We start from the raw sequence: 21295 nt of genomic DNA, 5'->3' as shown, positions 1-21295 counted from the left end.
TGTGATTAGACAGTTTGATGCGTCCCTTCATGACGTGAAGTCCCTTCTCCTCGACATGGGGGAGAAGTTGGAAGTCGCTATCAACAAAGCCATCAAGTCCCTCGCCAGTCTGGATACCGATCTTGCAAAGGAAGTCATCGATGGAGACTCGGTCGTCGACAAGCTGGAAGAGGAGCTCGACAAACAGGTGGCCACCTTGATCGCCACCCAACAGCCAGTTGCTAAAGATCTGCGTAAATTGATTTCCGCTTTAAAAATCGGCTCGGATATGGAACGGATGGCGGACCTTGCCAGCAACATCGCCGAGGTAACCATTCAGCTGGTGGATAAGAACTTGAAGCTGTTCAAAGAACTAGAGGACATCCCGAAGATGGCCCGCATCACCCAAGGCATGGTCCATGACGGGATCAACAGCTATATCGACGGCAATGTTTCACTCTCCAAAGAGATGGCCAAAACCGACGATCAAGTGGACCAATTGTACGAAGACATCGTCAAAGAGCTAATGGAGCGGATGATTGAACAACGCCAGTTTACCGAAGTCTCCCTCCGCCTCTGTTTCGTTGCCCGTTATTTGGAACGGATCGCCGATCACGCGACCAACATCGCTGAAGAGATCGTCTACATCGAGACGGGCCGTCGGGAAGACCTAAACTGAAGCAGGAAAAAACCGCGGAATCAACCGGATCCGCGGTTTTTTTAATGAAAGCTTTCCATTCCTTTCAAGAGTGGATACAATGGGATTTGGGTCCACGTAACGGAAGGAGTCGAAGAGATATGGAGAGGATTGTTGAGGGGAAAGCGAATAAGCGGTTTATGGAAGGGAACCGGATTATCCTGCGACCCTTGGAAGGAAAGCATGCCGAGTTCTTCTATGAAAGCATGCAACGGCAAGAAACCCGCCGCTTGACAGGAACACAGCGGGTGCATTCCCTTGAAGGGGTGCGCTCCTTTATCGAGTCGGTACAAAAAGACGCTTCCAGAGTCGACCTGGTCATCTTCCACAAGGAAGAGGAACGGCCGCTCGGAGAACTGGCCCTTATGGAGATGGACCCCTTCAACCGACATGCCCTCCTGAGGATCGCGATCGATCGCCCGGAGGACAGGGGAAAGGGATACGGAAGCGAAGCGTTGGAGGTACTCTTGGAGTATGCTTTCGGTGTTCTGCAATTGCACCGTATTGAGTTGGAAGTCTTTGCTTTCAACGCTTCAGCCATTCGTGCTTATGAAAAAGTGGGCTTTAAAAAAGAAGGCATTCGCCGGGAAGTTCTTTTTTATGATCACCGTTATCACGATGCCCATGTGATGGGGATCCTGGAAAGCGATTATCGGGCCTTGCGCAGGGCTGAGATTCCGGTTGATGTATAGAGCGGGAGAGACATCCCACGATTGAAACCGTGGGCTTTCAATCGGCAACTTACTGTAAAATGCCTCTTCAGGGGCGTTTTTTCATTTCTACCCGGCTGCTCTCAGGATGGACGGATATGGAATTTTTCCCTGGTAGAATTCCTTTTCCTTGATAAAAGGAAACCTGCAATCGGGTTCCACCGTTAGAGGAAGGGGAGCCACACTTGCCGGTTTTTTTTGTTTGTGTACAGTGGGACAGGGAGAAAGGTAGCAGCAATAAGGAGAGGTACCATGATGAAACGTAGTTGGTTAGCGGGTCTAGTAGCAACCAGCCTGCTTGCCGGGATCGTACCGCCTCAGTCGGTGCACGCGGAAGATAAGGTGAATGAGAAGAAGGAAAAATTAAAGAGCATCAAAGAAAAGAAGGACGAGATCAAGGAATCGATCGACCAACTGAAAGAGAAGATTCGCCCTCGGAAGGAAAAAGTGGAAGGTTTGGAAAAGAAAATATCCGAGACGAACAAAAAGATCCACCAAGCGGAAGTGAAGAAAGAGAAAAACAAAAAGCAGCTGAAGTACTACGAGCGTCTGTTCAAAAACCGGATTCGCCTCATGTACGAACAAGGGGAATTGGGCTCTATGCAAGCACTGTTCGAATCCGAGAATTTTTCCGATTTTCTGGAACGCTTTGAGACACTCCGTCTGATCGTTATGCGGGATCGCAGCCTGTTCGATCAGTACGATAAAATACGGAAAGAACAGGATGCACTGAAGCAAAAGCATCTGAAGCTGGCGGATAAGCAAAAAGAGGAAGCGGAGAAGGCACGAAAACTCTATGATGAAGTTAACAAGGAGATCCAGAAGACGGAGAAAAAGCTCCAATCTCTTAATGCTAAGGAGAGCTCCATCCAATCCGAGCTGGATAAGCTGACCTTAGTGGATGCTTCGCTATACCCTTTCAAGTTTGCCAGCACGGCGGGCGTGGATCCTTGGGGCTTCTTCAACCGGCAGTGTACTTCCTTTGTTGCTTGGCGCATGAATCAGCATGGACAGAAGTTTTCCAACACCATGCGAGGCGGACACTTTGGTAATGCGGAAAACTGGGATGACAATGCTAGGGCGATCGGAATGTCTGTTAACCAGAGCCCTTCAGTAGGGGCCATTGCCCAGTTTGATCCCGGTGCAAGTAACGCCGGCAGTGTGGGCCATGTCGCCTATGTCACTGATGTGAATGGATCCACTGTCTCTATCGAAGAGTACAATATGGATACCCCGCTCGGGTATGGAAAACGCACCCTTCCTGTCTCTGGTGTAAGCAACTTTATTCACGTAGACTGATTCCGCTTAAGAGAGCTAACCATGAATAAACCGCCCTTGGGAGGATTTTTCTCCCGAAGGCGGTTTTCTGTCGTAAATAGCAAGCATGAGGCGGGCCTGGATTCCTTTAGGAAATGCGAGCGGGAATCCTCCCATTTCAATGGGGTAGATGAAAGCGAGGGTCGGACAAGGGGGTTGTTAACCCCTCGCAAGTCCGACAATCCTTGCAAAGATTGAACGATATGTTAATAGAAAATTGCTTGAAACATAGCCGGATTCCCGAAATTTTCGCTATACTACATGTATGGGAAAAGAGAACATCAAGCAATGGGCAAAAGAAGACACTTCCCGCTCGGATAAAAGCGATTCCGGCCTTAAAAGAAGTTCACTCTCAAGTGTTTCAACATGTAGTCGAGCGATTGGATGGAGCATACAAAGCTTTTTATAGGAGTGTACAGAATGGATAAAAAAGGGATTGCATCAAAACTGCACCATCGTCAGGAAAAACGGCCGATATCACGCTTGCTTTGCCGTAGAGCAAGATAGGCAACCCTTGCCGAAAACAGGAAAGGAAGTCGGGGTAGATCTGGGGATCAAGTACTTGGCCGTGACATCGTTCTTCACCTCTCCATGCTATTTGCGAAAGTCGGAAAGGAGACTGAAACAGCTTCAACGGCTCGTATCCAAAAAGAAAAAAGGTTCCCATCGGAGGAAAAAGACGATCCATCTTCTTGCCCGATTGCATGAGAGAATCGCTAATCAGCGGAAGGATACCGCCCATCGGATCAGTCATCAGCTGGTGAAGAGATACGATTTGCTCGCCTTTTCAATGGCGAGAGGTTCACGTGCCAGCGTTTCATCTTATGGAATCGGGAAATAGAGTGTTGATCGGGTATTGCTCACGATCATAGATCGAGAGGTGGGGTTAAACCATGCGCCAAGCAAAAATGATGGTAAGCGGGTTGGAGAGCAAGGAAAGTGTACAAAAACTCCTGGAGGCTTTGGAACAAATCGGTGCTGAGGGGCAGGTGGACCTGACGACGGGTAGGGTTGAAGTTGTCTTTGATGAAGAGAACTTGACGCTAGAAACGATCAGCCGAACAATCGAGAGCCAGGGATACCAAGTGATGTGATCGTTGTTTTAATCCTTCTACAGAGGATTTTTCGCTTCAAGTCTACGTTCTTCGCGTCCATACCGTTCCCGATGGAGAAATCCAATGAGAAAACCGCCCAAACGATGGGGCGGCTTTTTCTCTGTTTAGTGGTCATTGCGGTTTTGGGGTCGGGGTGGAAGTGCCACTCCCACCGTATTCCTCATCGATGATCTGCCGAATTTCCTTCATGGACTTACCCTCTTTTTTCATTTTTACTGCGTTCTCGGCGATCTCAATACAGATTCCGCAGCTTATACCCATCTGATCCCAGACCACTTTCCCATTCGCTTGTTTTTCCTTAATGAAACAATTGAGGTTGCTCCGGTGGCCATGGGTGTCACCGCAACCACAGAAGCAGGGCATCTTTTCCAACACGTCGGAGTGTTCATAGGCAAGGCGGTAGGCTTTTTGCGCGGCGGGTGAAGCGCTGGTGACGAACTCGGGGAAGTCTGGTTCTGCCTTCTCCGCTTTTTCTCCGGGAGCCGTACTGCAGCCAGCTAGTGTTGCCACAACGAGTAGGCTGAAAGCTGTTTTGCGGATGTTCACGATCTCTCCTCCTTCTATATGAGGAACTATCCAGGTATAGGGAATAAGGGTTGGATAGATCCTGTAGGGCGAGTATCAGGCACCTCGGGAATCAGTGGAATAGACGCCACGGTATTCTGGCGGGAGAAGCTGACTGATGGCGTACATGATGCGATCCACCCCTTCTCCTTCTCGCAGCTCCAAGGGGTCACCGATCCGGATATCCACCTCGGCATTCCGAAACCACTCTCCGGCCATGTTGTGGTCATTGATCGGCATGAGATGTTGGGTGCCGGTGATACCGAGAGGGACGATCCGGACACCGGTTTTGCGAAGGATCAGTTCAATCCCCCGTTTTCCGTGGATGAGGCAGGCGTTTCTGCTGCGGGTACCCTCAGGGAAAATAAAAAGGGAGCGGTTGTTTTTTAAATGTCCCACACAGCGTTTGATCGCCTCCCGATCAGGTTGGCCGGCACGGATCGGGATGTGAGGAACGAGAGAGAGGCCGACACGGTTGAACCAGTTTCCTCTCAACTTGACCCCGGCTAGGAACGTGACATCCTGATCCTCTAGCATCCGGTATAAAATAAGTCCGTCAATGTTGCTCAAATGGTTGGATACAAAGATGACCGGTTCTCCGAGGGTTTCTAGTTTTTCTTTTCCCAGGATGCGGATCGTGGCGTGTCTGTCGATTAAATGGTAACTGATCTTACGCAGGATGACGGTTCGCCATTTTGGCGGCATCAGGCGCAGGATATACATTCCGGAACGAATCATGGCTTTCATGTCGATCCCCTCCTGTTGGCGGATGATTTGACGTCCCGCGGTTAAGTTGCGGCTGAATGCGTATGAAGACGCTGGCCCCGGCAGGATGAAGATCTTGTCCGGTTCATTGATACGAAGGGCAGCTTCTCTCCAAAAATCCAGCAGGCAAGGAGGGCGGTGTCATGACTTTTTAAAGGCTCCGTTGCTGGAATCGTGCCGGGGCCTCGTGATAAAATAAATATGTTTGAAGCCTGGATGAAAAAGATCCACACCGCCCATTATATCCCGGCTTTTGCCGGGTGACAAACCGGATTCTTGGTTTTAATACATAACGGGTATCGTCTAAGCCAAGGGATGGAGGCTCCCCATGAATAAATTGGTTCTGATCGATGGCAACAGTATTGCTTTCCGCGCTTTTTATGCGCTGCCGTTATTGACTAACCAAAGCGGAACGTATACCAATGCGGCTTATGGATTTACCATGATGCTGATGAAAGTGCTGGAAGAAGAAAAGCCGACTCATATGCTCGTCGCTTTTGATATCGGCAAAACCACATTCCGACACAAAGAATATAAAGAGTACAAAGGAAAACGGGATAAGACTCCTGGAGAGCTTTCGGAACAGCTCCCCCTGATCAGGGATTTGTTGGATGCCTTCGGGATTCAACACTACGGGCTGGAAGGCTATGAAGCGGATGATATTATCGGAACCCTCGCCTGTCAGGCGGACGGGGAAGAGGTGCCCGTTACCATTGTATCGGGAGACAAGGATCTTCTTCAGCTGGTGACCGAGCGAGTCAGCGTTCTAATGACCCGGAAGGGTGTAACGGATACCCAACGCTATGATATCCAAGCGATCAGCGACCGTTATGGGCTCAAACCAAAGCAGATCATCGATCTGAAGGGCTTGATGGGTGATTCTTCCGATAATATCCCTGGCATCCCCGGTGTCGGGGAGAAGACGGCTCTCAAGTTACTCCACCAGTTTGGGTCTGTAGAGGGAGTCCTTGCTCACGTCGATGAACTTCCGGGAAAAAAGCTGAAAGAACGGGTCGCAGAACATGCGGAGCAGGCTCGCATGAGCAAGGTGTTGGCGACCATCTCGTGTGAGGTACCCCTCGATTTTAGCTTGGATGACCTGAAATTTGAGGATTTCGACCCCGTCAACGTGGTTCCTCTCTTTAAGCGATTGGAGTTTAAAACACTGCTTAAACGGATTCAGAAGGATGAAACACCGGCGATAGAGACGGTGGAAGCAAAGAAGTTAACTTTTGCCACCGTTAACCGAGAAAATACAAAAGAGTGGGAAGGAATCTTCGAGAGGGCACACCTGGCACTTTATGCGGAGATGACGGTTCCCAATTACCATCGGGCGGAAGTTCCGGGAATCGCTCTATCCGGAGAAGGGATTCATTTGTATATCCCTTTGGAGACGGCTCTGGAGTGGAAGGCCTTTAAGAAGTGGCTGGCCGATTCCGCCAAACAGAAAACGGCCTATGACGTCAAAGGAACCCATGTGGCCCTCAAACGCCAGGGCCTCGAATCCGAGGGGTTTACCTTTGATGTATTATTGGCCTCCTATCTGATCAACCCTTCTGAGTCGGAGCATGAACTGTCCGACATCGTGGGACGAAAACTGGACGACTCCCTTCCATCCGATGAGACCGTCTACGGAAAAGGGGCAAAACGGCGTCAACTAGAAGGCGAAGAACTGGCACGCCATCTCACCCGTAAAACCGAAGCCCTCTTCCGTTTGCAGCCGGTCCTGGAAAAAGAACTGCAAGAGGCGGAATTGGCTTCCCTCTTTTACGATCTGGAACTGCCCGTGGCCAAAATTTTGGCCGAGATGGAGTGGGTGGGTGTCAAAGTGGATAAAGAGGGTCTTCGAAAGCTTGAAAAGGAGCTGACCGCCAAGCTGGAGGAACTGACTACTAAAATTTACGGGCTGGCTGGGACGGAGTTTAATATCAATTCCCCCAAACAGTTGGCTGAAATCCTCTTTGATAAGTTGGGGCTTCCTGTTTTGAAAAAAACCAAGACTGGTTATTCCACCAGCGCAGATGTGCTGGAAAAGTTGGCCCCCCGTCATGAAATCGTTGAGGAAATTCTTCACTACCGCCAGGTTGGCAAATTGATCTCCACGTATGTAGAGGGCCTGCTGAAAGAACGATTTGAGGAAGACGGTAAGATTCACACTCGGTTCAATCAAGCTATCACCGCTACCGGTCGGCTATCCAGCACGGATCCTAACCTGCAGAATATCCCGATTCGACTGGAAGAAGGCCGACGCATCCGTAAAGTATTCGTCCCATCAGAGAAGAACTGGTGGATCCTTTCTGCCGACTACTCCCAAATCGAGCTTCGAGTCCTCGCCCACTTGTCCGGGGATGAAAGCCTGATCGAAGCCTTCAAAAGCAACATGGATATCCATACGAAGACCGCGATGGACGTTTTCGGCGTACAAAAGGAGGATGTCACCTCGCAAATGAGGCGGCACGCAAAAGCGGTCAATTTCGGGATCGTCTACGGTATCAGTGATTACGGCCTGTCACAAAGCCTAAACATTTCCCGGAAAGAAGCCGGGGAATTTATTCAACGCTACTTTGAGAGTTATCCCGGAGTGAAACAATACATGGACGAGATCGTCCGCAAAGCGAGAAAGGACGGCTATGTCACTACAATGCTCCGCCGGCGGCGTTACCTACCAGACATTCATTCGAGCAATTACAACCGCCGGAGTTTTGCTGAGCGGACTGCGATGAATACGCCGATTCAAGGAACAGCGGCGGATATCATTAAAAAGGCGATGGTGGAGATGAGTAGAGCTCTCCACAAAGAGAATTTGTCGGCCAGGCTTCTCCTTCAGGTCCATGACGAACTGATCTTCGAAGCGCCGGAGGAAGAGCTAGGCATCCTATCCGATCGGGTTCGCCGGGTCATGGAAGAGGCGATACAGCTAGATGTCCCCCTCAAGGTAGATGTCGATTCGGGGAGAACTTGGTACGAAGCGAAATGATAGAGGAGCGAGAGCGTTGCCGGAATTACCTGAAGTAGAGACAGTCAGACGAACGTTAGAAACCTTGGTAATTGGGAAGACTGTGGAGGATGTGACCGTCGGCTTGCCGCGAATCGTTAAGGAACCCCCCGACCCGGAATTGTTCCGTGGGATGCTGAAAGGAGAAACCATCCAAGGCGTTGGTAGACGCGGCAAATTCCTTCGCCTTTTTTTCGACTCTTGGGTGCTGGTTTCTCATATGAGGATGGAAGGGAAGTACAGGGTTACTTCATGGGAGGCGCCGGTAGAAAAGCATACCCATGTCCAATTTCACTTCACAGACGGAACCGAACTTCGCTACCGGGATGTACGCCAGTTCGGCACCATGCACCTCTACCCTCTCGGGGAGGAACTGAACCGTCCTCCACTGATGAAACTGGGCCCGGAACCCCTGTCGGAAACATTCACCCTGGAAGGGTTTCAGCAGGCGATGGCCGGGCGGCGCACAAGCATTAAGGCGCTTCTTCTGAACCAGGAATTTTTGAGCGGCCTCGGTAATATCTATGTGGACGAAGTCCTTTTCGCGTCTGGCATCCATCCAGACCGCCGGGTGGAGACGCTTGCCGAAGAGGAAGTGAAACGACTGTTTGATAGTATCCGTTCCGTTTTAATGAAGGCAGTGGAAGCAGGCGGTTCCTCTGTCCGTAGTTATGTGAATGGAATGGGAGAAATGGGCATGTTTCAACTGCAGATTCAAGTGTATGGACGCAAAGAGGAACCTTGTCATCGGTGCGGACATCCGATTGAACGGATCGTGGTAGCCGGTCGGGGTACGCATCTTTGCCCTCGCTGCCAGCGCTGAAACCTGTCCCCTGGGCCGAAGCACACCGGCAGTCCCCCCTGACATAAGATAGGGTACGTATCTCCCTGTTGAATGGAGGGGTGGCCAGTGTGGGCCGTGATGTTCTACTTCATGCTCGCGTTGGCGGTCAGCCTGGACAGTTTTGGTGCCGGGATCACTTACGGGCTTCGTTCCATCCGAATCCCGCTGACCTCCATAGTGATAATCGGAGGATGTTCCGGAGGAATGGTCGGTTTGTCCATGCACCTGACCGCCATTAGTACCGGATGGCTACCGAAGGAAACGACTACGGTAGCAGGGGCCGTCATTCTGATCGGTTTGGGTCTTTTCGCCCTTTACAACGCAGGCCGTCCGGACTCCCAGGCAGAAGGCAGTACCGCTTCTCCGTCAGGCCCCATACGGGTCTTTTCCTGGGAAATCAAAGGCTTCGGTATTGTGATACAAATTCTGAAATCCCCGGTGGCGGCGGACCGGGACTCTTCCGGTATTCTCAGTCCAACGGAAGCTTGCCTGCTTGGTTTCGCCCTGTCTCTTGATGCTTTCGGGGCAGGGATGGGAGCAGCTCTTCTCGGATTTTCTCCTTGGGCCGCCTCCAGTATGATCGCACTGATGAGTGTTCTCTTTTTAGTGGCGGGTTTGAAGACGGGAATCCGGTTCCGCTCACGGAACTGGCTTCCAGGCATCGCTTATATACCGGGAATCTTACTGATTTTAATGGGTTTTTTTCGTTTCTTTTAAGGTGATTGGCGGGGTGGAGGGTTGGATGTGGACATAGGCTTGACCGGTGGGATTGCCACCGGAAAGAGTACAGTCTCCCGCATGTTGAGAGAGCGGGGGGGCGGGATCGTTGACGCTGATCAAATCGCCCGTGAGGTAGTGGAGCCTGGAACGGAAGGAAATGCCCGCATTTGGACTCGGTTCGGGCCAGGGGTGTTCGGGCCTGGGAGGCATCTGGATCGCCGAGCGCTACGGGAAGTGGTGTTTCGTGACGAAAGAGCCCGGAAGGATTTAAATCGGATTCTTCACCCATTGATTATCCGACGTATGAAGGAAGAGGCGAGCCGGATCGGGGAAACTTGCGGGCGCATCGCTGTATTGGACACGCCCCTCTTGATTGAAGAAGGGCTAACCGATCTGGTGGAGCAAGTGGTGGTGGTTTACGCGCCAGAAGCGATCCAAATCCAGCGACTGATGGAACGGGATGGAATCGATGCCTCCCAGGCGCTTCGGATGATCCGGGCACAGATGCCTATCGAGGAGAAAAAACGATTCGCCGACGTGCTGATCGACAACTCGGGTACGCTGGCGGATACGGAAAGACAGGTTGATATGCTATGGGAAACATGGGTCTCCAAAAATGGATCCGGCCAGTCATAGAGGCGATGCCTTCCAAACGGAAGTTGGCAATATCTTTAACCATGCTGCTTGTCTTCTTTTTGATCGCAACCCCGCTATTCAACCGTTGGATGTATCCTCTCGATTATGAGGAACAAATCATGGAGAGTGCAGACTCAACCGGGGCAGATCCATTCTTGGTAATGGCGATTATTCGCGTGGAGAGTAAGTTTAGCCCTGAAGTCCAGTCTCATGCCGGGGCGCAGGGATTGATGCAACTCACTCCCGAAACGGTCAATTGGGTGGTAGACAAGGGCCGCTTTTCACCAGCTTTCCGCGATTATGTCAATGATCCATCGATCAACATTCACATGGGAAGCTGGTATATCACGGCCTTGATCAGGGAATTCAAGGGAAACAAAATTGCTGCGATTGCCGCTTACAATGCAGGGCCCGGGAATGTGAACAAGTGGTTGAAAGAAGGGCGGTGGGACGGGACACGAGGTAGTGTTGGCCAGATTCCTTTTGGAGAAACCCGCCATTACATACAGAGAGTCGTCTATTTCTATGAGAAGTACCGAACCCTCTATTCACATCTGACAAACAAACGAAACGCTTATACCCTTCCTGAATAGTAGGGTTTCCGGAGAAATCCGCATTCCTTTTTGTGCAGGCCTTTATGATTTTGGGGGCTGTAAGCGGGGGGATGGGATTTCCCGGTGTGGCTTGCCTTCATTTGCAACTGGGGGTAAGCCTGTCCTGCCATTTTTCTTCCCAAATTCCGCCTTATGGGCGGAATTTCTTTCATTTTTGTGAAAAGACCCGCTTCCGCCCAGGGATACTTCACCACAACACATTGCAATATGTGACATACTGATTATAATAAAAGAGGAACTGGTATGTATTATACAGGGAGAAAGGGGTATCTTATGCCGCTGCGTATTGCAATCAATGGGTTTGGGCGGATTGGGCGAATGGTCTTCCGGAAAGCAATCCGGGAACGGGATCTCGAAGTGGTGGCGGTAAACGCCAGCTATCCTGCCGAGACGCTGGCCCACCTGGTAAAATATGATACCGTCCATGGCATGGCGGAAGATGATATCCGAGCAGAAGGGGATCACTTGGTTGTAAACGGACGGAGGGTGAAACTGGTCTCCGATCGGGATCCAGCCCGTCTTCCGTGGGGAGAGTTGAATATTGACGTGGTCATCGAGGCGACGGGGAAATTCCGGGACCGGAAAGGGGCCGGTCTCCATCTGAAAGCCGGTGCCAAAAAAGTGGTCATTACCGCTCCTGGTAAAAACGAAGATCTGATGGTTGTTATCGGTGTAAATGAGGACGCTTACAACCCTGACAACCATCATATCATCTCCAACGCCAGCTGCACCACAAACTGCCTGGCTCCTCTCGTCAAGGTGCTTCACGAGCGGTTTGGCATCGAACAGGGGCTGATGACCACCGTTCATTCCTATACCAATGACCAAAAAAATCTGGACAACCCCCATAAGGACCTTCGACGGGCCCGGGCGTGTGCCCAGTCGATCATCCCGACCAAAACTGGTGCGGCAAAGGCGATCGGTCAAGTATTGCCGGAACTGTCTGGACGGCTGAACGGATTGGCCCTGCGTGTGCCCACTCCCAATGTTTCTGTAGTCGACCTGGTGGCGGATTTGAACACCCCAGTGACGGTGGAGGAAGTCAACAATGCATTACAAGAAGCTGCGGAAAAGGAGATGAAAGGGATCATCCAATTTTGTGAAGCACCCCTGGTCTCCTCCGACTTTAACGGCAACCCCCACTCCACCATCATCGATGCACCATCTACGATGGTGATCGGAGAGCGTCAGGTGAAGGTGCTTGCTTGGTACGACAATGAGTGGGGCTACTCCTGTCGAGTGGTGGATCTGGTGAAAAAGGTGGGCCAACCTTTTTTATTCCCCAGGAAAGTACGGGAGCGGATTCCCGTGTAACCCCGAGACATGACATCCGGAACAGGAAACCGCGATGAAGCCATCGTGGTTTTTTCTTGAAAGAGGGTCGGTGATCTCGATCGTATCGAGGTAACATGCCGAAGACTGCTGCTGGTATGCCGTTGTTCACTCTGTTCAGCGCCATGTTACTACTGGGCGGGTTGGCATATCTGAAGGTTTCCCCTAGCCAAACACCGGTTTTTCCCTCCAGGAAAACCGGTGTTTTGTTCTACCATCTGGCGGTGATCAATCACTGGTTGTATCAGCCCTTTGGAAGGGAATATTGAAAAAGAGGGAGCGTCTCTTCGCGCGGCTAGACGTGCAAACTGTTGAAATATGATATAGTTAGGTCGCAGATTCAATGGAACGGTAGGCAAGATTGATGCAGGAGGAATGTCATCATGCGTTGTCCTTTTTGTCATGGGATGGGGAGCCGGGTGCTGGATTCCCGTCCGGCTCATGAGGGGAAATCAATCCGGCGCCGACGGCAGTGCGAAACCTGTGATCGGCGGTTCACCACCTTCGAGATGGTGGAAGAGAGGCCGCTAATCGTGATCAAAAAGGACGGAAGCCGGGAAGAGTTCAGCCGGGATAAGCTACTTCGCGGCCTGATCCGAGCCTGTGAAAAACGACCGGTGCCCATGGAAAGACAGGAACAGCTGGTTGACGAGGTGGAACGATCCTTGAGGGAGCGAAACGACTCGGAGGTACCTACCCGGGAGATCGGTGAAATGATCATGGAACGGCTGGTGGAGGTGGACGAAGTGGCGTATGTCCGCTTTGCGTCGGTATATCGTCAGTTTAAAGATATTAATGTATTTGTAAGGGAGTTGGAAGAGCTGTTAAATCGGTCCCGGCAGTCGATGGAAGGCGAACCGGACAAAGGGAGGGAGAAAACCTCCTCTTGATGGGCCTACATCCCGTTTGTCCTGGACGAATACTCCTGATACAATGGATTTCCGACTCTTCACCTGACCGGATCGGGAGGTAAGATATGTCCATCTCATGGAAAGAATGTACGCCTCGGGACGGTTGGCGGTGCCGGAGCCGCCGCCCGATCCAGGCTGCGGATATGATCGGGCTCACCCGGCTCTATCAACCCCTGGTCGGCGCCCGGGCAGCCAGTCTGTATACGACCCTCTACTACCAGTTACCACAACATCGAGCGGGCTCTTCCCGCATCCAGAGTCACATGGACCTGATGAAGGGGCTTTCGCTACAGCTGGGAGAAGTATTGGAGGCTCGGTATCTTCTCGAAGGGGTGGGTTTGCTTAATACCTTTCGTTGCTCAGAGAAAGGACGGAAGGTCTTGGAATATGAGCTGGTACCCCCGTTGACACCGGTACGTTTTTTCCAAAGTGACGTGCTGAGTATTTCCCTGCTCAACCGGATCGGAAAGGATCGGTTCCGAGCACTCTATAGCGAGCTTCTCGATATATCTAGGGAAGAGGGGCGCCGGGGTACGAGTATAACTAAGTCCTTTCAACAAGTGTTTGGTTCCCTCTCTCCGTCTGAAGTCGCTTCTGCCGCCGATCTGGTAGGGGAATGGTCTCCTTCCGAGGAGGGAGAAAGCGTCACTTGTGAGGAAGGGAAGCCTCCTGCCTTCATTCCCGAAGAGGACGACCTGTCCATGGTACGGGCACGCCTGTCTACCCTTTTGCATGATAGCGCCTGGACAAGCGAGGTAGAGGAACGTATACGTGAGATCCGGTTCCTCTACCAGCTGGATGATTGGGATCTGATCCGGGCTCTCCAGAATCCGTATGTAACCCAGGGCGGTCAGATTGATATCCGTCGCCTCCGTTCCTTCGTGCGTAGTCAATACCAGATGCGTTTCGGCAGCTCACCGGTGGTGGTAGACCGGAAGCAGATGGGCTCGATTCCGTCTATGAAAAAAGAAAAAGGGGAGGCGGATGCGGTAAAGGGATCAGGGGAGCCTCGGGAGGAGAAAAAAGAGGCGGTACCGGCATCTGACGAGGAAGAGCGCCATTTCCGTGCACTCAGTCAACTGTCCCCTGTGGAATTGCTTTCCCATTTCCAAAAGGGAAAACAAATTCCCCGAGCGGATCTGGAGCTAGTAGAGGATTTGACGAACGAGTATGGATTACCGACAGGCGTGATCAATGTTCTGCTGGAATATGTGCTGTATTCCTATGATTACAAACTTCCCCGTCCTTTGGTGGAAAAAATCGCTGGCCACTGGGCCCGAAAAAATATCCAAACCGTGAAAGAAGCTCGGGAGATGGCACGCAAAGAGCTCAACTGGGAGTGGAACAAACGGAAAGGCGGGGGGGATCAACGCTCGGCTCGAAAGTGGTCCCCTTGGAAGAACCGGCGGGAACGGGAAGAGAAGTTGCCTAAGGCGGTCGCCCGCTCTCTGGAGAAAAAATCCGGAACGAATGAAGCGGAATGGGAGGTGGATCCGGAAGCAGCAGCCCAGATTCAGGCTGAAATCGAGCAAATGCATCAAAGCCTCTCCCAGAGGAACAAGAAGAAGGGGAATGCGTAATGGATCGGATCGACAAAGTGGTGTCGCCCCTCAAAGAGAAGTTAGCCCAACGAGTGGATACAGAAGAACAATTGAATCGTGTGCTCTCCTACTCAGCCGTACGGGCTTTTCGCGAGGAGCACCCCGATGTTCCGCGGGAAGTCTATCGGCGATCACTTCCTCAGTTACGTCAGTTGGTCCACGAACAATCCCATTGCGACCGTTGCCCGGGGCTGGATCGCTGTCCCAACCTGGTCAAAGGACATGCACCGGAACTCACCTTGTATGGAGGGTATCTGGACTTACGGATGCAACCCTGCGGGAAGCTCATGGCTCGGGAGCAGGAAGAGAAACGGAAGCAGTTGATCAAGAGCCATCATATTCCCTCGGATGTCTTAAATGCCAGCTTTCGTTCCATCGATCCTATTACAAGCCGTATTCCGGCGATTCGGGCCGCGATCCGTTTCTGTCAGGAATTTGGAGAAAAGCGTCCCGAGAAAGGGATCTACTTCCATGGAGCCTTTGGTGTGGGTAAAAGTCGGATTGCGGCGGCTATGGCAAGGGAACTGGTGAATCACGACGTCGATTCCTTGATGGTCTATGTTCCTGATTTTATCCGGGAGATCAAGGAATCGATCCGGGATGGAATGATTCAGGAAAAGCTTGATGCCCTTAAGCAGGCGACGGTTCTCATTTTGGACGATATCGGAGCGGAGACCATCACCCCTTGGACACGGGATGAGATTATCGGGGCAGTGCTCCAGTATCGGATGGCGGAGAAATTACCTACAGTGATGACCTCCAACTTGGACCTCGATGAGCTGGAAACCCATTTCGCGTATTCCGATAAAGGCGGAACGGAAGGGATCAAGGCAAAGCGAATCATGGAACGGATTCGCCCCTATATGGACGTTTATTGTATCGAAGGACCCAATTGGCGAGAAGCTCGACGCCAACCATAAAAAATATTTCCGTATCTTGCATCAGAGAATCGGGCCGTGTTATAATGGTTTTTGTCATCATATCTGAAGGGGTTCGGTAGCTCAGTCGGTAGAGCAGAGGACTGAAAATCCTCGTGTCGGCGGTTCGATTCCGTCCCGAACCACCATTTTCATGCGGACGTGGCTCAGTGGTAGAGCACCGCCTTGCCAAGGCGGGGGTCGTGGGTTCGAATCCCATCGTCCGCTCCATGTTATAAGAGCCGGGGTGGCGGAATAGGCAGACGCACGGGACTTAAAATCCCGGGGTGGGTTTCCACCGTGTCGGTTCGAGTCCGACCCTCGGTACCAATGAAGCGATCTCCCCAAGAGGGGAGATTTTTTTATAACAAATATGCCTGTCCAAGTTGTGTAACGATTGCGAGAAAACATGGTGAAACCGGGTGGGTTTGTGGTAGGATAAAAGAAATTCCCTATCGGCATGGAATCATTTTCCGATACGGGGAGAGAAGCACGAAGAGCTTCCGGGAAGTACCGGCCGTTAAGTTGACCGGTCTTTTTTACGGGTAAAAAACCAAACATATGTTGGTGTATTTGACAAAGGGAGGAAGGGGAATTGACGGGAAACACGCATTTTTCCCTCGGGGTAGCCGCAGGAGCAGCGGCGGTCGCCTTTAATGGGACAGCCGACGATGTAGGTGCCTGTGTAGCGGCAGTCATGGTTTCATCCCTCGGATCTTTGCTGCCGGATATTGATGAGGATGGTAGTATGCTGAATAATCTATTGTTCCGGTCCATTAAATACCGGTCGGCGGCCCTTTCCGTTCTGGGTGCGATTACGGCCCTTCTCGGGATTGTTAATGGCCTGGATCTGTGGATTATTCTAGCTGGGATCTACGCGATGGTTGTTGCGTTCATCCCTCACCGCAGTTTTACGCACTCATTGCTATCTCTTGGGATTGTGTCGGGAATCACTTACCTAGCGGCGCCGGATTATGTTTTGCCGATGGCAGCGGGTTACCTCTCTCATCTGTTGGCGGACGCCATCACTTCCGCCGGTATTCCGATCTTTTGGCCATGGAAGAAGCGGATCGGCACGAAAAATCTGGGGTTCAGTGTTCGGAGCGGAGATACCTTTGATAAGGTGACCGGAAAAGTGGGCATGTACGGCGGCTGCCTCGCCATGATCTATATGCTTCTTAACGGAGCCTCCTACGACGATTTTTTCCAAACAGCCCGTGAGCAGTTAGAAACAGTGAAAGGCTTGTTCAAAAGTTGAGCGGCTGGGAGAAAGACAAATGCGAACGGGTTGGGTTAGCTTTGTTCCTGGGTGCATGGATGCTGCTGGCGGCAGGATGCAACAGCCACCCTGCCGATAATGAGCGGGTTAAAGGACTAACACCCCCACCTCAATCCAATTTGACCGATGCCAAAGTGACTCGGGTGATAGACGGGGATACCATTGAGGTGAAAACAGAGTCGGGTTCACAGGAGAAAGTGCGTCTTGTCGGGGTCAACACCCCGGAAACCAACCACCCGAAAATCGGGGTAGAAGCCTATGGGAAGGAAGCATCCCACTTTACCAAGAGGCGGCTTGCGGGGCAGGACATCGCTTTGGAGACGGATACGGAGAAGCGGGATCGGTATGGTCGCCTCCTTGCCTATGTATGGAGAGGAGAGGAGATGTTTAATGCGACTCTCTTGAAAAAAGGGATGGCTCAGATGATGACCGTACCGCCCAACGTTAAGTACCAAAAAACCTTTCTCCAACTTCAGCGGGAAGCTCAGAAAGAAGAGACCGGCTTATGGGAAAAGCAAGGGGAGGGACCGTCTACTGGTAAAAGCTCTGCTGGCGAAGGGTGCAAAGGGAAGATCAAAGGCAATATCACCCGTAGCGGGGAGGAAATTTATCACACGCGGAAAAGTCCCCAATACTCGGTAACTAAGCCGGAACGGTGGTTTTGTAATGAGTCGGGGGCAAAAGAAGCCGGCTACCGCCCGCCGGGCCGATCCCACTAAACCCGTGCTATAGTGCAAAAGAAGTCATGCATTCACCGGCTGCCAAGAGCAGAAGCCGGTGATTTTTTTGCCTTTTCACCCCGCATAAAACCAGAGATACCCACGAAAACTAAAGGACGTAAGGAACAGAAATCATGTTATAGAGACTGGTTTCATAAACTAGAGGTAAATGGACAAAGGGAGCGAGCAGTCCATGGGGGCTTACCAAATTTCCGTCCCGGGACACACCGCCTCCGAAGAGGCGGTTCGTATGCGTGCATACCTGGAGGCGCAACTGAAAGAATTGGAACGTTTTGGTGCAGGATTTGACTTGGAAGAGGTGGGACAGGGAGATCGCACGGTCTTTCGCTGCCTCAATCGGAAACTTGGCCGTCAGCGGGAAAAAGGATTGCGTCACGGTTTGGGAAACGCAGTTGCGGAGTATCTCATAACCATCGATGAACCTGCCTTAATCCGGAAGATCATTCGGATGGATTTTCGCTACAGAGATCCTGAGGAATCAAAGCAGATTGAGACGTACGCTTTCCATCTCCTCTCCGAGACGGAGGAGGAAGAGGAAGAAACCCCTTATCTGCATCGTAAAGAGCGGATGGCCCGTCAGGTGGCCAACTATTTCACCCATAGCCGGACATTAGCGGTAGACGGGTTTTTCCGTTTCCGCATGAAACGGTATAAGAAAGTGTTGGTCAAACTGGTGGAACATGCGATCGATGAGTATCTCCTGGATCAGGAGTACCAGGAATTCATCGATCTCCTTCGCTACTTCGTTTCGGCTCAACAGTCAAAAATTCCGCTTGTTCACGTTTTTCATGGCGGCAGGCGACAATTCCGCTTGCTGACAGAAGAAGGGAACCCCCTTTCCTTAAAGGAGATGGATGGTGTTGTCCAGGAGTTGATGACAGAATCTCTGTCCCAGGAGGATCTGATCGTCAGTACTCTTCTGACCGCGGCTCCCGAGCGGGTAGTCCTGCACAGTCTCCACCCGGGGGAGAACGTCATCCGCACGTTAGTACAAATTTTTGAAGGCCGGATTACCGTCTGTAAAGGGTGTTCTGACTGTCATGTCCATTTTCGTTCCCGGGAGGACGGGTGATTCCGATTGTAGGACTTGCAAAATCGATGCTTATTTGGTATTGTCAAACCAATCAGTACGGCTAGGTGCTCATACAGGCGACTTTCGCCGTGGATGACCGTTACATAGCTATTTCAACAAAACGACGTTGACGAGGACACCGTCCCCCTTTATGGTTATCAGAGAACGGAGGTCACAGGCTGAAAACCTCCGAACCCGCTAATTTGTGGGATGACCCCCTCCGAGTCGCCGCCGGGAACATCCGGGCTGAGTTTAAGCCTTCCGGATCAGTATCGGTTGCCGGTTTTGCACACCGTTAAGTGCCAGAGGGTCGTTTTTTTTTCTAAAGAAGGACGACCGAATGAGGGTGGAACCACGTGTGACGACACTCGTCCCTTTTCCGGGCGGGTGTTTTTATTTTGGCCGAATAAAGGAGTGGAGGACGATGAGTGTAGCGATTCAGCTGCCTGACGGTTCCAGACGAGAATATCATACTTCCGTCACGGTAAAAGATGTGGCGGAATCGATCAGCCGGGGCCTGGCCAAAAAAGCCGTTGCCGGCGTGGTGAATGGAAATCCTGTCGATCTCTCTAGAGAGGTACCGGACGGTTCGGAGGTTCGAATTCTCACGGTGGAGGACGAACAAGGCCTGGAAGTTTATCGTCATAGCGCTGCTCACCTAATGGCCCAGGCGGTGAAGCGCCTCTATCCCGAGGTCAAGCTGGGAATCGGACCGGTGATCGAAAACGGATTTTACTACGATATGGATCTGCCTGAGTCGATTACCCAGGAGGATCTGCCGAAAATCGAGAAAGAGATGGAGAAGATCGCCAAAGAAGATCATCCCATCCAACGCCGTGAGGTTTCACGGGAAGAAGCCATCCGGATCTACGAGGAAGTGGGGGATCCCCTGAAACTGGAGCTGATTCGGGAGCTGCCCGAAGGGGAAACGATCACGTTTTATGACCAGGGAGAGTTTTTCGATCTATGCCGTGGTCCCCATGTTCCTTCGACTGGCAAACTGAAAGCCTTTAAGCTGTTGAGTGTCGCCGGTGCTTATTGGCGCGGGGACTCGAATAATCCGATGCTGCAACGGATCTACGGTACGATCTGGCCGAAAAAGTCCCAATTGGAAGCCTATTTGCATCGTCTCGAAGAAGCGAAGGAACGGGATCACCGCAAACTGGGCAAAGAGTTGGGTATCTTCACGCTATCCAAGGAGGTTGGACAAGGTCTTCCCCTCTGGCTTCCGAAAGGGGCGACTGTGCGTCGTACCATTGAGCGTTATATCGTGGATAAAGAAGAACGCCTCGGCTATGAGCATGTCTACACCCCTCACCTCGCCAGCGTGGAATTGTACAAGATTTCCGGACACTGGGATCATTACCATGAAGACATGTACCCCTCGATGCAGATGGATAACGACGAATTGGTACTCCGGCCCATGAACTGTCCCCATCACATGATGGTGTTCAAGAATGATTTGAAGAGTTACCGTAACCTTCCGATCCGGATTGCCGAATTGGGCATGATGCACCGCTACGAGATGTCCGGGGCGCTTTCCGGGCTGCAGCGGGTAAGGGCGATGACCTTGAACGATGCCCACATCTTCTGCCGGCCTGACCAGATTAAATCGGAGTTCATCCGTGTCGTCCAGTTGATCCAGGAAGTGTACCGTGATTTTGGGATTAAGGATTTCTGGTATCGACTCTCTTACCGGGATCCGAAGGATACCAAAAAATATATCGATAATGACGACATGTGGGAAAAGAGCCAGCAGATGCTGAAGGAAGCAATGGACGATCTCGGTCTAACCTATGTAGAAGTCGAAGGAGAAGCTGCCTTTTACGGGCCGAAGCTGGACGTTCAGGTACAGACTGCTCTCGGCAAAGATGAGACCCTCTCCACGGTCCAGTTGGACTTCCATTTGCCGAATCAGTTTGAACTGGAATACATCGGAGAGGACGGTCAACCCCACCGGCCCGTCGTCATTCACCGGGGCATCGTAGGTACGATGGAACGATTTGTGGCTTTCCTGTTGGAATACTACAAAGGCGCTCTCCCTGTATGGCTGGCCCCGGTTCAGGCCCGTGTGATGACGATCACCGATGCTTTCCACGATTATGCGGCAGAGGTGGTAGACAAGCTGAAAGCCGCCGGTATCCGGGCTGAACTGGACTCCCGCAGCGAGAAGATCGGTTATAAGATCCGGGAAGCTCAGTTACAAAAGATTCCTTATATGCTGGTCGTTGGAGAGAAAGAGAAGGAGAAGGGTGAGGTTGCTGTCCGCAAGCGTAGCGAAGGCGACCAGGGTACCCGGTCGGTGGAGGGGCTGCTCGCCGATATCCGGAGGGAGATCGACGAGAAAGCTTGAATTTGATCGGTTTTCAACCAGGGAAGCAGTTCCCTGTAGAGAAGCGTTCGATCCTACAATGGATCACCTTGACACGATACCACCTGACGTGATATCCTTTTCTAGGTAGCAAGCAGAAGCGCCCGCTTCTCACC

The 21295-nt window shown here is 51.7% G+C and carries 20 protein-coding genes, 3 tRNA genes and 1 other annotated feature (1 of these 24 running past the window's edge); of the genes, 21 read left to right on the top strand and 2 right to left on the bottom strand.

Annotation, left to right across the window (positions count from 1 at the left end):
- Window position 1 precedes the first annotated feature (1 nt).
- From phoU to ACFOUO_RS02865, 5 genes are all read left to right on the top strand, one after another.
- Window positions 2-658, top strand: coding sequence for a phosphate signaling complex protein PhoU (phoU, locus tag ACFOUO_RS02885; protein ID WP_380701965.1), 657 nt, complete (start codon window positions 2-4; stop codon window positions 656-658).
- Window positions 659-777: 119 nt separating this feature from the next.
- A complete protein-coding gene (locus tag ACFOUO_RS02880) occupies window positions 778-1368 on the top strand; it encodes a GNAT family N-acetyltransferase (RefSeq protein ID WP_380701963.1) in 591 nt (196 codons plus the stop codon).
- 273 nt (window positions 1369-1641) lie between these two features.
- Complete coding sequence (locus tag ACFOUO_RS02875) at window positions 1642-2685, top strand: CHAP domain-containing protein (RefSeq protein ID WP_380701961.1); 1044 nt, start codon at window positions 1642-1644, stop codon at window positions 2683-2685.
- 454 nt (window positions 2686-3139) lie between these two features.
- Window positions 3140-3544: an RNA-guided endonuclease InsQ/TnpB family protein gene (locus ACFOUO_RS02870; RefSeq protein ID WP_380701959.1), complete on the top strand. Its 405-nt coding sequence runs from the start codon at window positions 3140-3142 to the stop codon at window positions 3542-3544.
- A 52-nt stretch (window positions 3545-3596) separates the two neighbouring features.
- Window positions 3597-3797 carry a heavy-metal-associated domain-containing protein gene (locus tag ACFOUO_RS02865; RefSeq protein WP_380701957.1) on the top strand — a complete coding sequence of 67 codons (201 nt, stop codon included), beginning with the start codon at window positions 3597-3599 and terminating at the stop codon, window positions 3795-3797.
- Between the two features lie 132 nt (window positions 3798-3929).
- Here ACFOUO_RS02865 and ACFOUO_RS02860 read toward each other — a convergent pair whose 3' ends face one another.
- On the bottom strand, window positions 3930-4358 hold the full coding sequence (locus ACFOUO_RS02860) for a PCYCGC motif-containing (lipo)protein (RefSeq protein ID WP_380703223.1): 429 nt from the start codon (window positions 4356-4358) through the stop codon (window positions 3930-3932).
- Between the two features lie 81 nt (window positions 4359-4439).
- The gene (locus ACFOUO_RS02855; protein WP_380701955.1) at window positions 4440-5129 is read right to left on the bottom strand and encodes a lysophospholipid acyltransferase family protein; all 690 of its coding nucleotides are present in this window, start codon (window positions 5127-5129) and stop codon (window positions 4440-4442) included.
- A gap of 346 nt (window positions 5130-5475) precedes the next feature.
- Between ACFOUO_RS02855 and polA the strand changes: the two genes are divergently transcribed.
- The 16 genes from polA to thrS all read left to right on the top strand — a co-directional run bounded on the left by polA (window position 5476) and on the right by thrS (window position 21161).
- Window positions 5476-8124: a DNA polymerase I gene (gene polA, locus ACFOUO_RS02850; protein ID WP_380701953.1), complete on the top strand. Its 2649-nt coding sequence runs from the start codon at window positions 5476-5478 to the stop codon at window positions 8122-8124.
- Between the two features lie 16 nt (window positions 8125-8140).
- Window positions 8141-8965: a DNA-formamidopyrimidine glycosylase gene (gene mutM, locus ACFOUO_RS02845; RefSeq protein WP_380701951.1), complete on the top strand. Its 825-nt coding sequence runs from the start codon at window positions 8141-8143 to the stop codon at window positions 8963-8965.
- Window positions 8966-9052: 87 nt separating this feature from the next.
- Window positions 9053-9703, top strand: a complete 651-nt coding sequence (gene ytaF, locus ACFOUO_RS02840) for a sporulation membrane protein YtaF (protein WP_380701949.1) — start codon at window positions 9053-9055, stop codon at window positions 9701-9703.
- A 27-nt stretch (window positions 9704-9730) separates the two neighbouring features.
- The gene (gene coaE / locus ACFOUO_RS02835) at window positions 9731-10342 is read left to right on the top strand and encodes a dephospho-CoA kinase (protein WP_380701947.1); all 612 of its coding nucleotides are present in this window, start codon (window positions 9731-9733) and stop codon (window positions 10340-10342) included.
- Complete coding sequence (locus tag ACFOUO_RS02830) at window positions 10300-10935, top strand: lytic transglycosylase domain-containing protein (protein ID WP_380701945.1); 636 nt, start codon at window positions 10300-10302, stop codon at window positions 10933-10935. Before coaE ends, ACFOUO_RS02830 begins: the two co-directional genes overlap by 43 nt.
- Window positions 10936-11229: 294 nt before the next feature.
- Window positions 11230-12270 (top strand): glyceraldehyde-3-phosphate dehydrogenase, encoded by a 1041-nt coding sequence (locus ACFOUO_RS02825; RefSeq protein WP_380701943.1) that lies wholly within the window; start codon window positions 11230-11232, stop codon window positions 12268-12270.
- A gap of 401 nt (window positions 12271-12671) precedes the next feature.
- Window positions 12672-13178, top strand: coding sequence for a transcriptional regulator NrdR (gene nrdR, locus ACFOUO_RS02820; protein ID WP_380701941.1), 507 nt, complete (start codon window positions 12672-12674; stop codon window positions 13176-13178).
- An 86-nt stretch (window positions 13179-13264) separates the two neighbouring features.
- The gene (locus ACFOUO_RS02815) at window positions 13265-14779 is read left to right on the top strand and encodes a replication initiation and membrane attachment family protein (RefSeq protein WP_380701939.1); all 1515 of its coding nucleotides are present in this window, start codon (window positions 13265-13267) and stop codon (window positions 14777-14779) included.
- Complete coding sequence (gene dnaI / locus ACFOUO_RS02810; protein WP_380701937.1) at window positions 14779-15720, top strand: primosomal protein DnaI; 942 nt, start codon at window positions 14779-14781, stop codon at window positions 15718-15720. The genes ACFOUO_RS02815 and dnaI overlap by 1 nt, the downstream gene beginning before the upstream one ends.
- A 70-nt stretch (window positions 15721-15790) precedes the next feature.
- Window positions 15791-15866: transfer RNA gene (locus tag ACFOUO_RS02805), tRNA-Phe, on the top strand.
- A 7-nt stretch (window positions 15867-15873) separates the two neighbouring features.
- Window positions 15874-15948 (top strand) — tRNA-Gly (locus ACFOUO_RS02800).
- A 10-nt stretch (window positions 15949-15958) separates the two neighbouring features.
- Window positions 15959-16047 (top strand) — tRNA-Leu (locus ACFOUO_RS02795).
- 265 nt (window positions 16048-16312) lie between these two features.
- On the top strand, window positions 16313-16975 hold the full coding sequence (locus ACFOUO_RS02790; RefSeq protein ID WP_380701935.1) for a metal-dependent hydrolase: 663 nt from the start codon (window positions 16313-16315) through the stop codon (window positions 16973-16975).
- Window positions 16972-17715, top strand: a complete 744-nt coding sequence (locus ACFOUO_RS02785) for a thermonuclease family protein (RefSeq protein WP_380701933.1) — start codon at window positions 16972-16974, stop codon at window positions 17713-17715. Before ACFOUO_RS02790 ends, ACFOUO_RS02785 begins: the two co-directional genes overlap by 4 nt.
- Before the next feature lie 193 nt (window positions 17716-17908).
- On the top strand, window positions 17909-18808 hold the full coding sequence (ytxC, locus tag ACFOUO_RS02780) for a sporulation protein YtxC (RefSeq protein ID WP_380701931.1): 900 nt from the start codon (window positions 17909-17911) through the stop codon (window positions 18806-18808).
- A gap of 424 nt (window positions 18809-19232) precedes the next feature.
- On the top strand, window positions 19233-21161 hold the full coding sequence (gene thrS / locus ACFOUO_RS02775; RefSeq protein WP_380701929.1) for a threonine--tRNA ligase: 1929 nt from the start codon (window positions 19233-19235) through the stop codon (window positions 21159-21161).
- A 104-nt stretch (window positions 21162-21265) separates the two neighbouring features.
- Window positions 21266-21295: a sequence feature (ribosomal protein L20 leader region), on the top strand (it continues 89 nt past the right edge of the window).

The sequence above is a fragment of the Salinithrix halophila genome, from assembly GCF_042650125.1.
GTDB lineage: Bacteria > Bacillota > Bacilli > Thermoactinomycetales > DSM-45169 > Salinithrix > Salinithrix halophila.
Note: the sequence above shows the minus strand (reverse complement) of the source record. Positions and strands in the feature narration are given on the sequence as shown.

What these genes read in the sequence shown, in the direction of transcription:
- nrdR (WP_380701941.1), top strand. Translation starts at nt 12,672, where the DNA reads ATGCGTTGTCCTTTTTGTCATGGGATGGGGAGCCGGGTGCTGGATTCC.
- ACFOUO_RS02825 (WP_380701943.1), top strand. Translation starts at nt 11,230, where the DNA reads ATGCCGCTGCGTATTGCAATCAATGGGTTTGGGCGGATTGGGCGAATG.
- ytxC (WP_380701931.1), top strand. Translation starts at nt 17,909, where the DNA reads ATGGGGGCTTACCAAATTTCCGTCCCGGGACACACCGCCTCCGAAGAG.
- thrS (WP_380701929.1), top strand. Translation starts at nt 19,233, where the DNA reads ATGAGTGTAGCGATTCAGCTGCCTGACGGTTCCAGACGAGAATATCAT.
- ACFOUO_RS02815 (WP_380701939.1), top strand. Translation starts at nt 13,265, where the DNA reads ATGTCCATCTCATGGAAAGAATGTACGCCTCGGGACGGTTGGCGGTGC.
- ACFOUO_RS02865 (WP_380701957.1), top strand. Translation starts at nt 3,597, where the DNA reads ATGCGCCAAGCAAAAATGATGGTAAGCGGGTTGGAGAGCAAGGAAAGT.
- dnaI (WP_380701937.1), top strand. Translation starts at nt 14,779, where the DNA reads ATGGATCGGATCGACAAAGTGGTGTCGCCCCTCAAAGAGAAGTTAGCC.
- ACFOUO_RS02830 (WP_380701945.1), top strand. Translation starts at nt 10,300, where the DNA reads ATGGGAAACATGGGTCTCCAAAAATGGATCCGGCCAGTCATAGAGGCG.
- ACFOUO_RS02880 (WP_380701963.1), top strand. Translation starts at nt 778, where the DNA reads ATGGAGAGGATTGTTGAGGGGAAAGCGAATAAGCGGTTTATGGAAGGG.
- polA (WP_380701953.1), top strand. Translation starts at nt 5,476, where the DNA reads ATGAATAAATTGGTTCTGATCGATGGCAACAGTATTGCTTTCCGCGCT.
- ACFOUO_RS02855 (WP_380701955.1), bottom strand. Translation starts at nt 5,129, where the DNA reads ATGAAAGCCATGATTCGTTCCGGAATGTATATCCTGCGCCTGATGCCG.
- ACFOUO_RS02875 (WP_380701961.1), top strand. Translation starts at nt 1,642, where the DNA reads ATGAAACGTAGTTGGTTAGCGGGTCTAGTAGCAACCAGCCTGCTTGCC.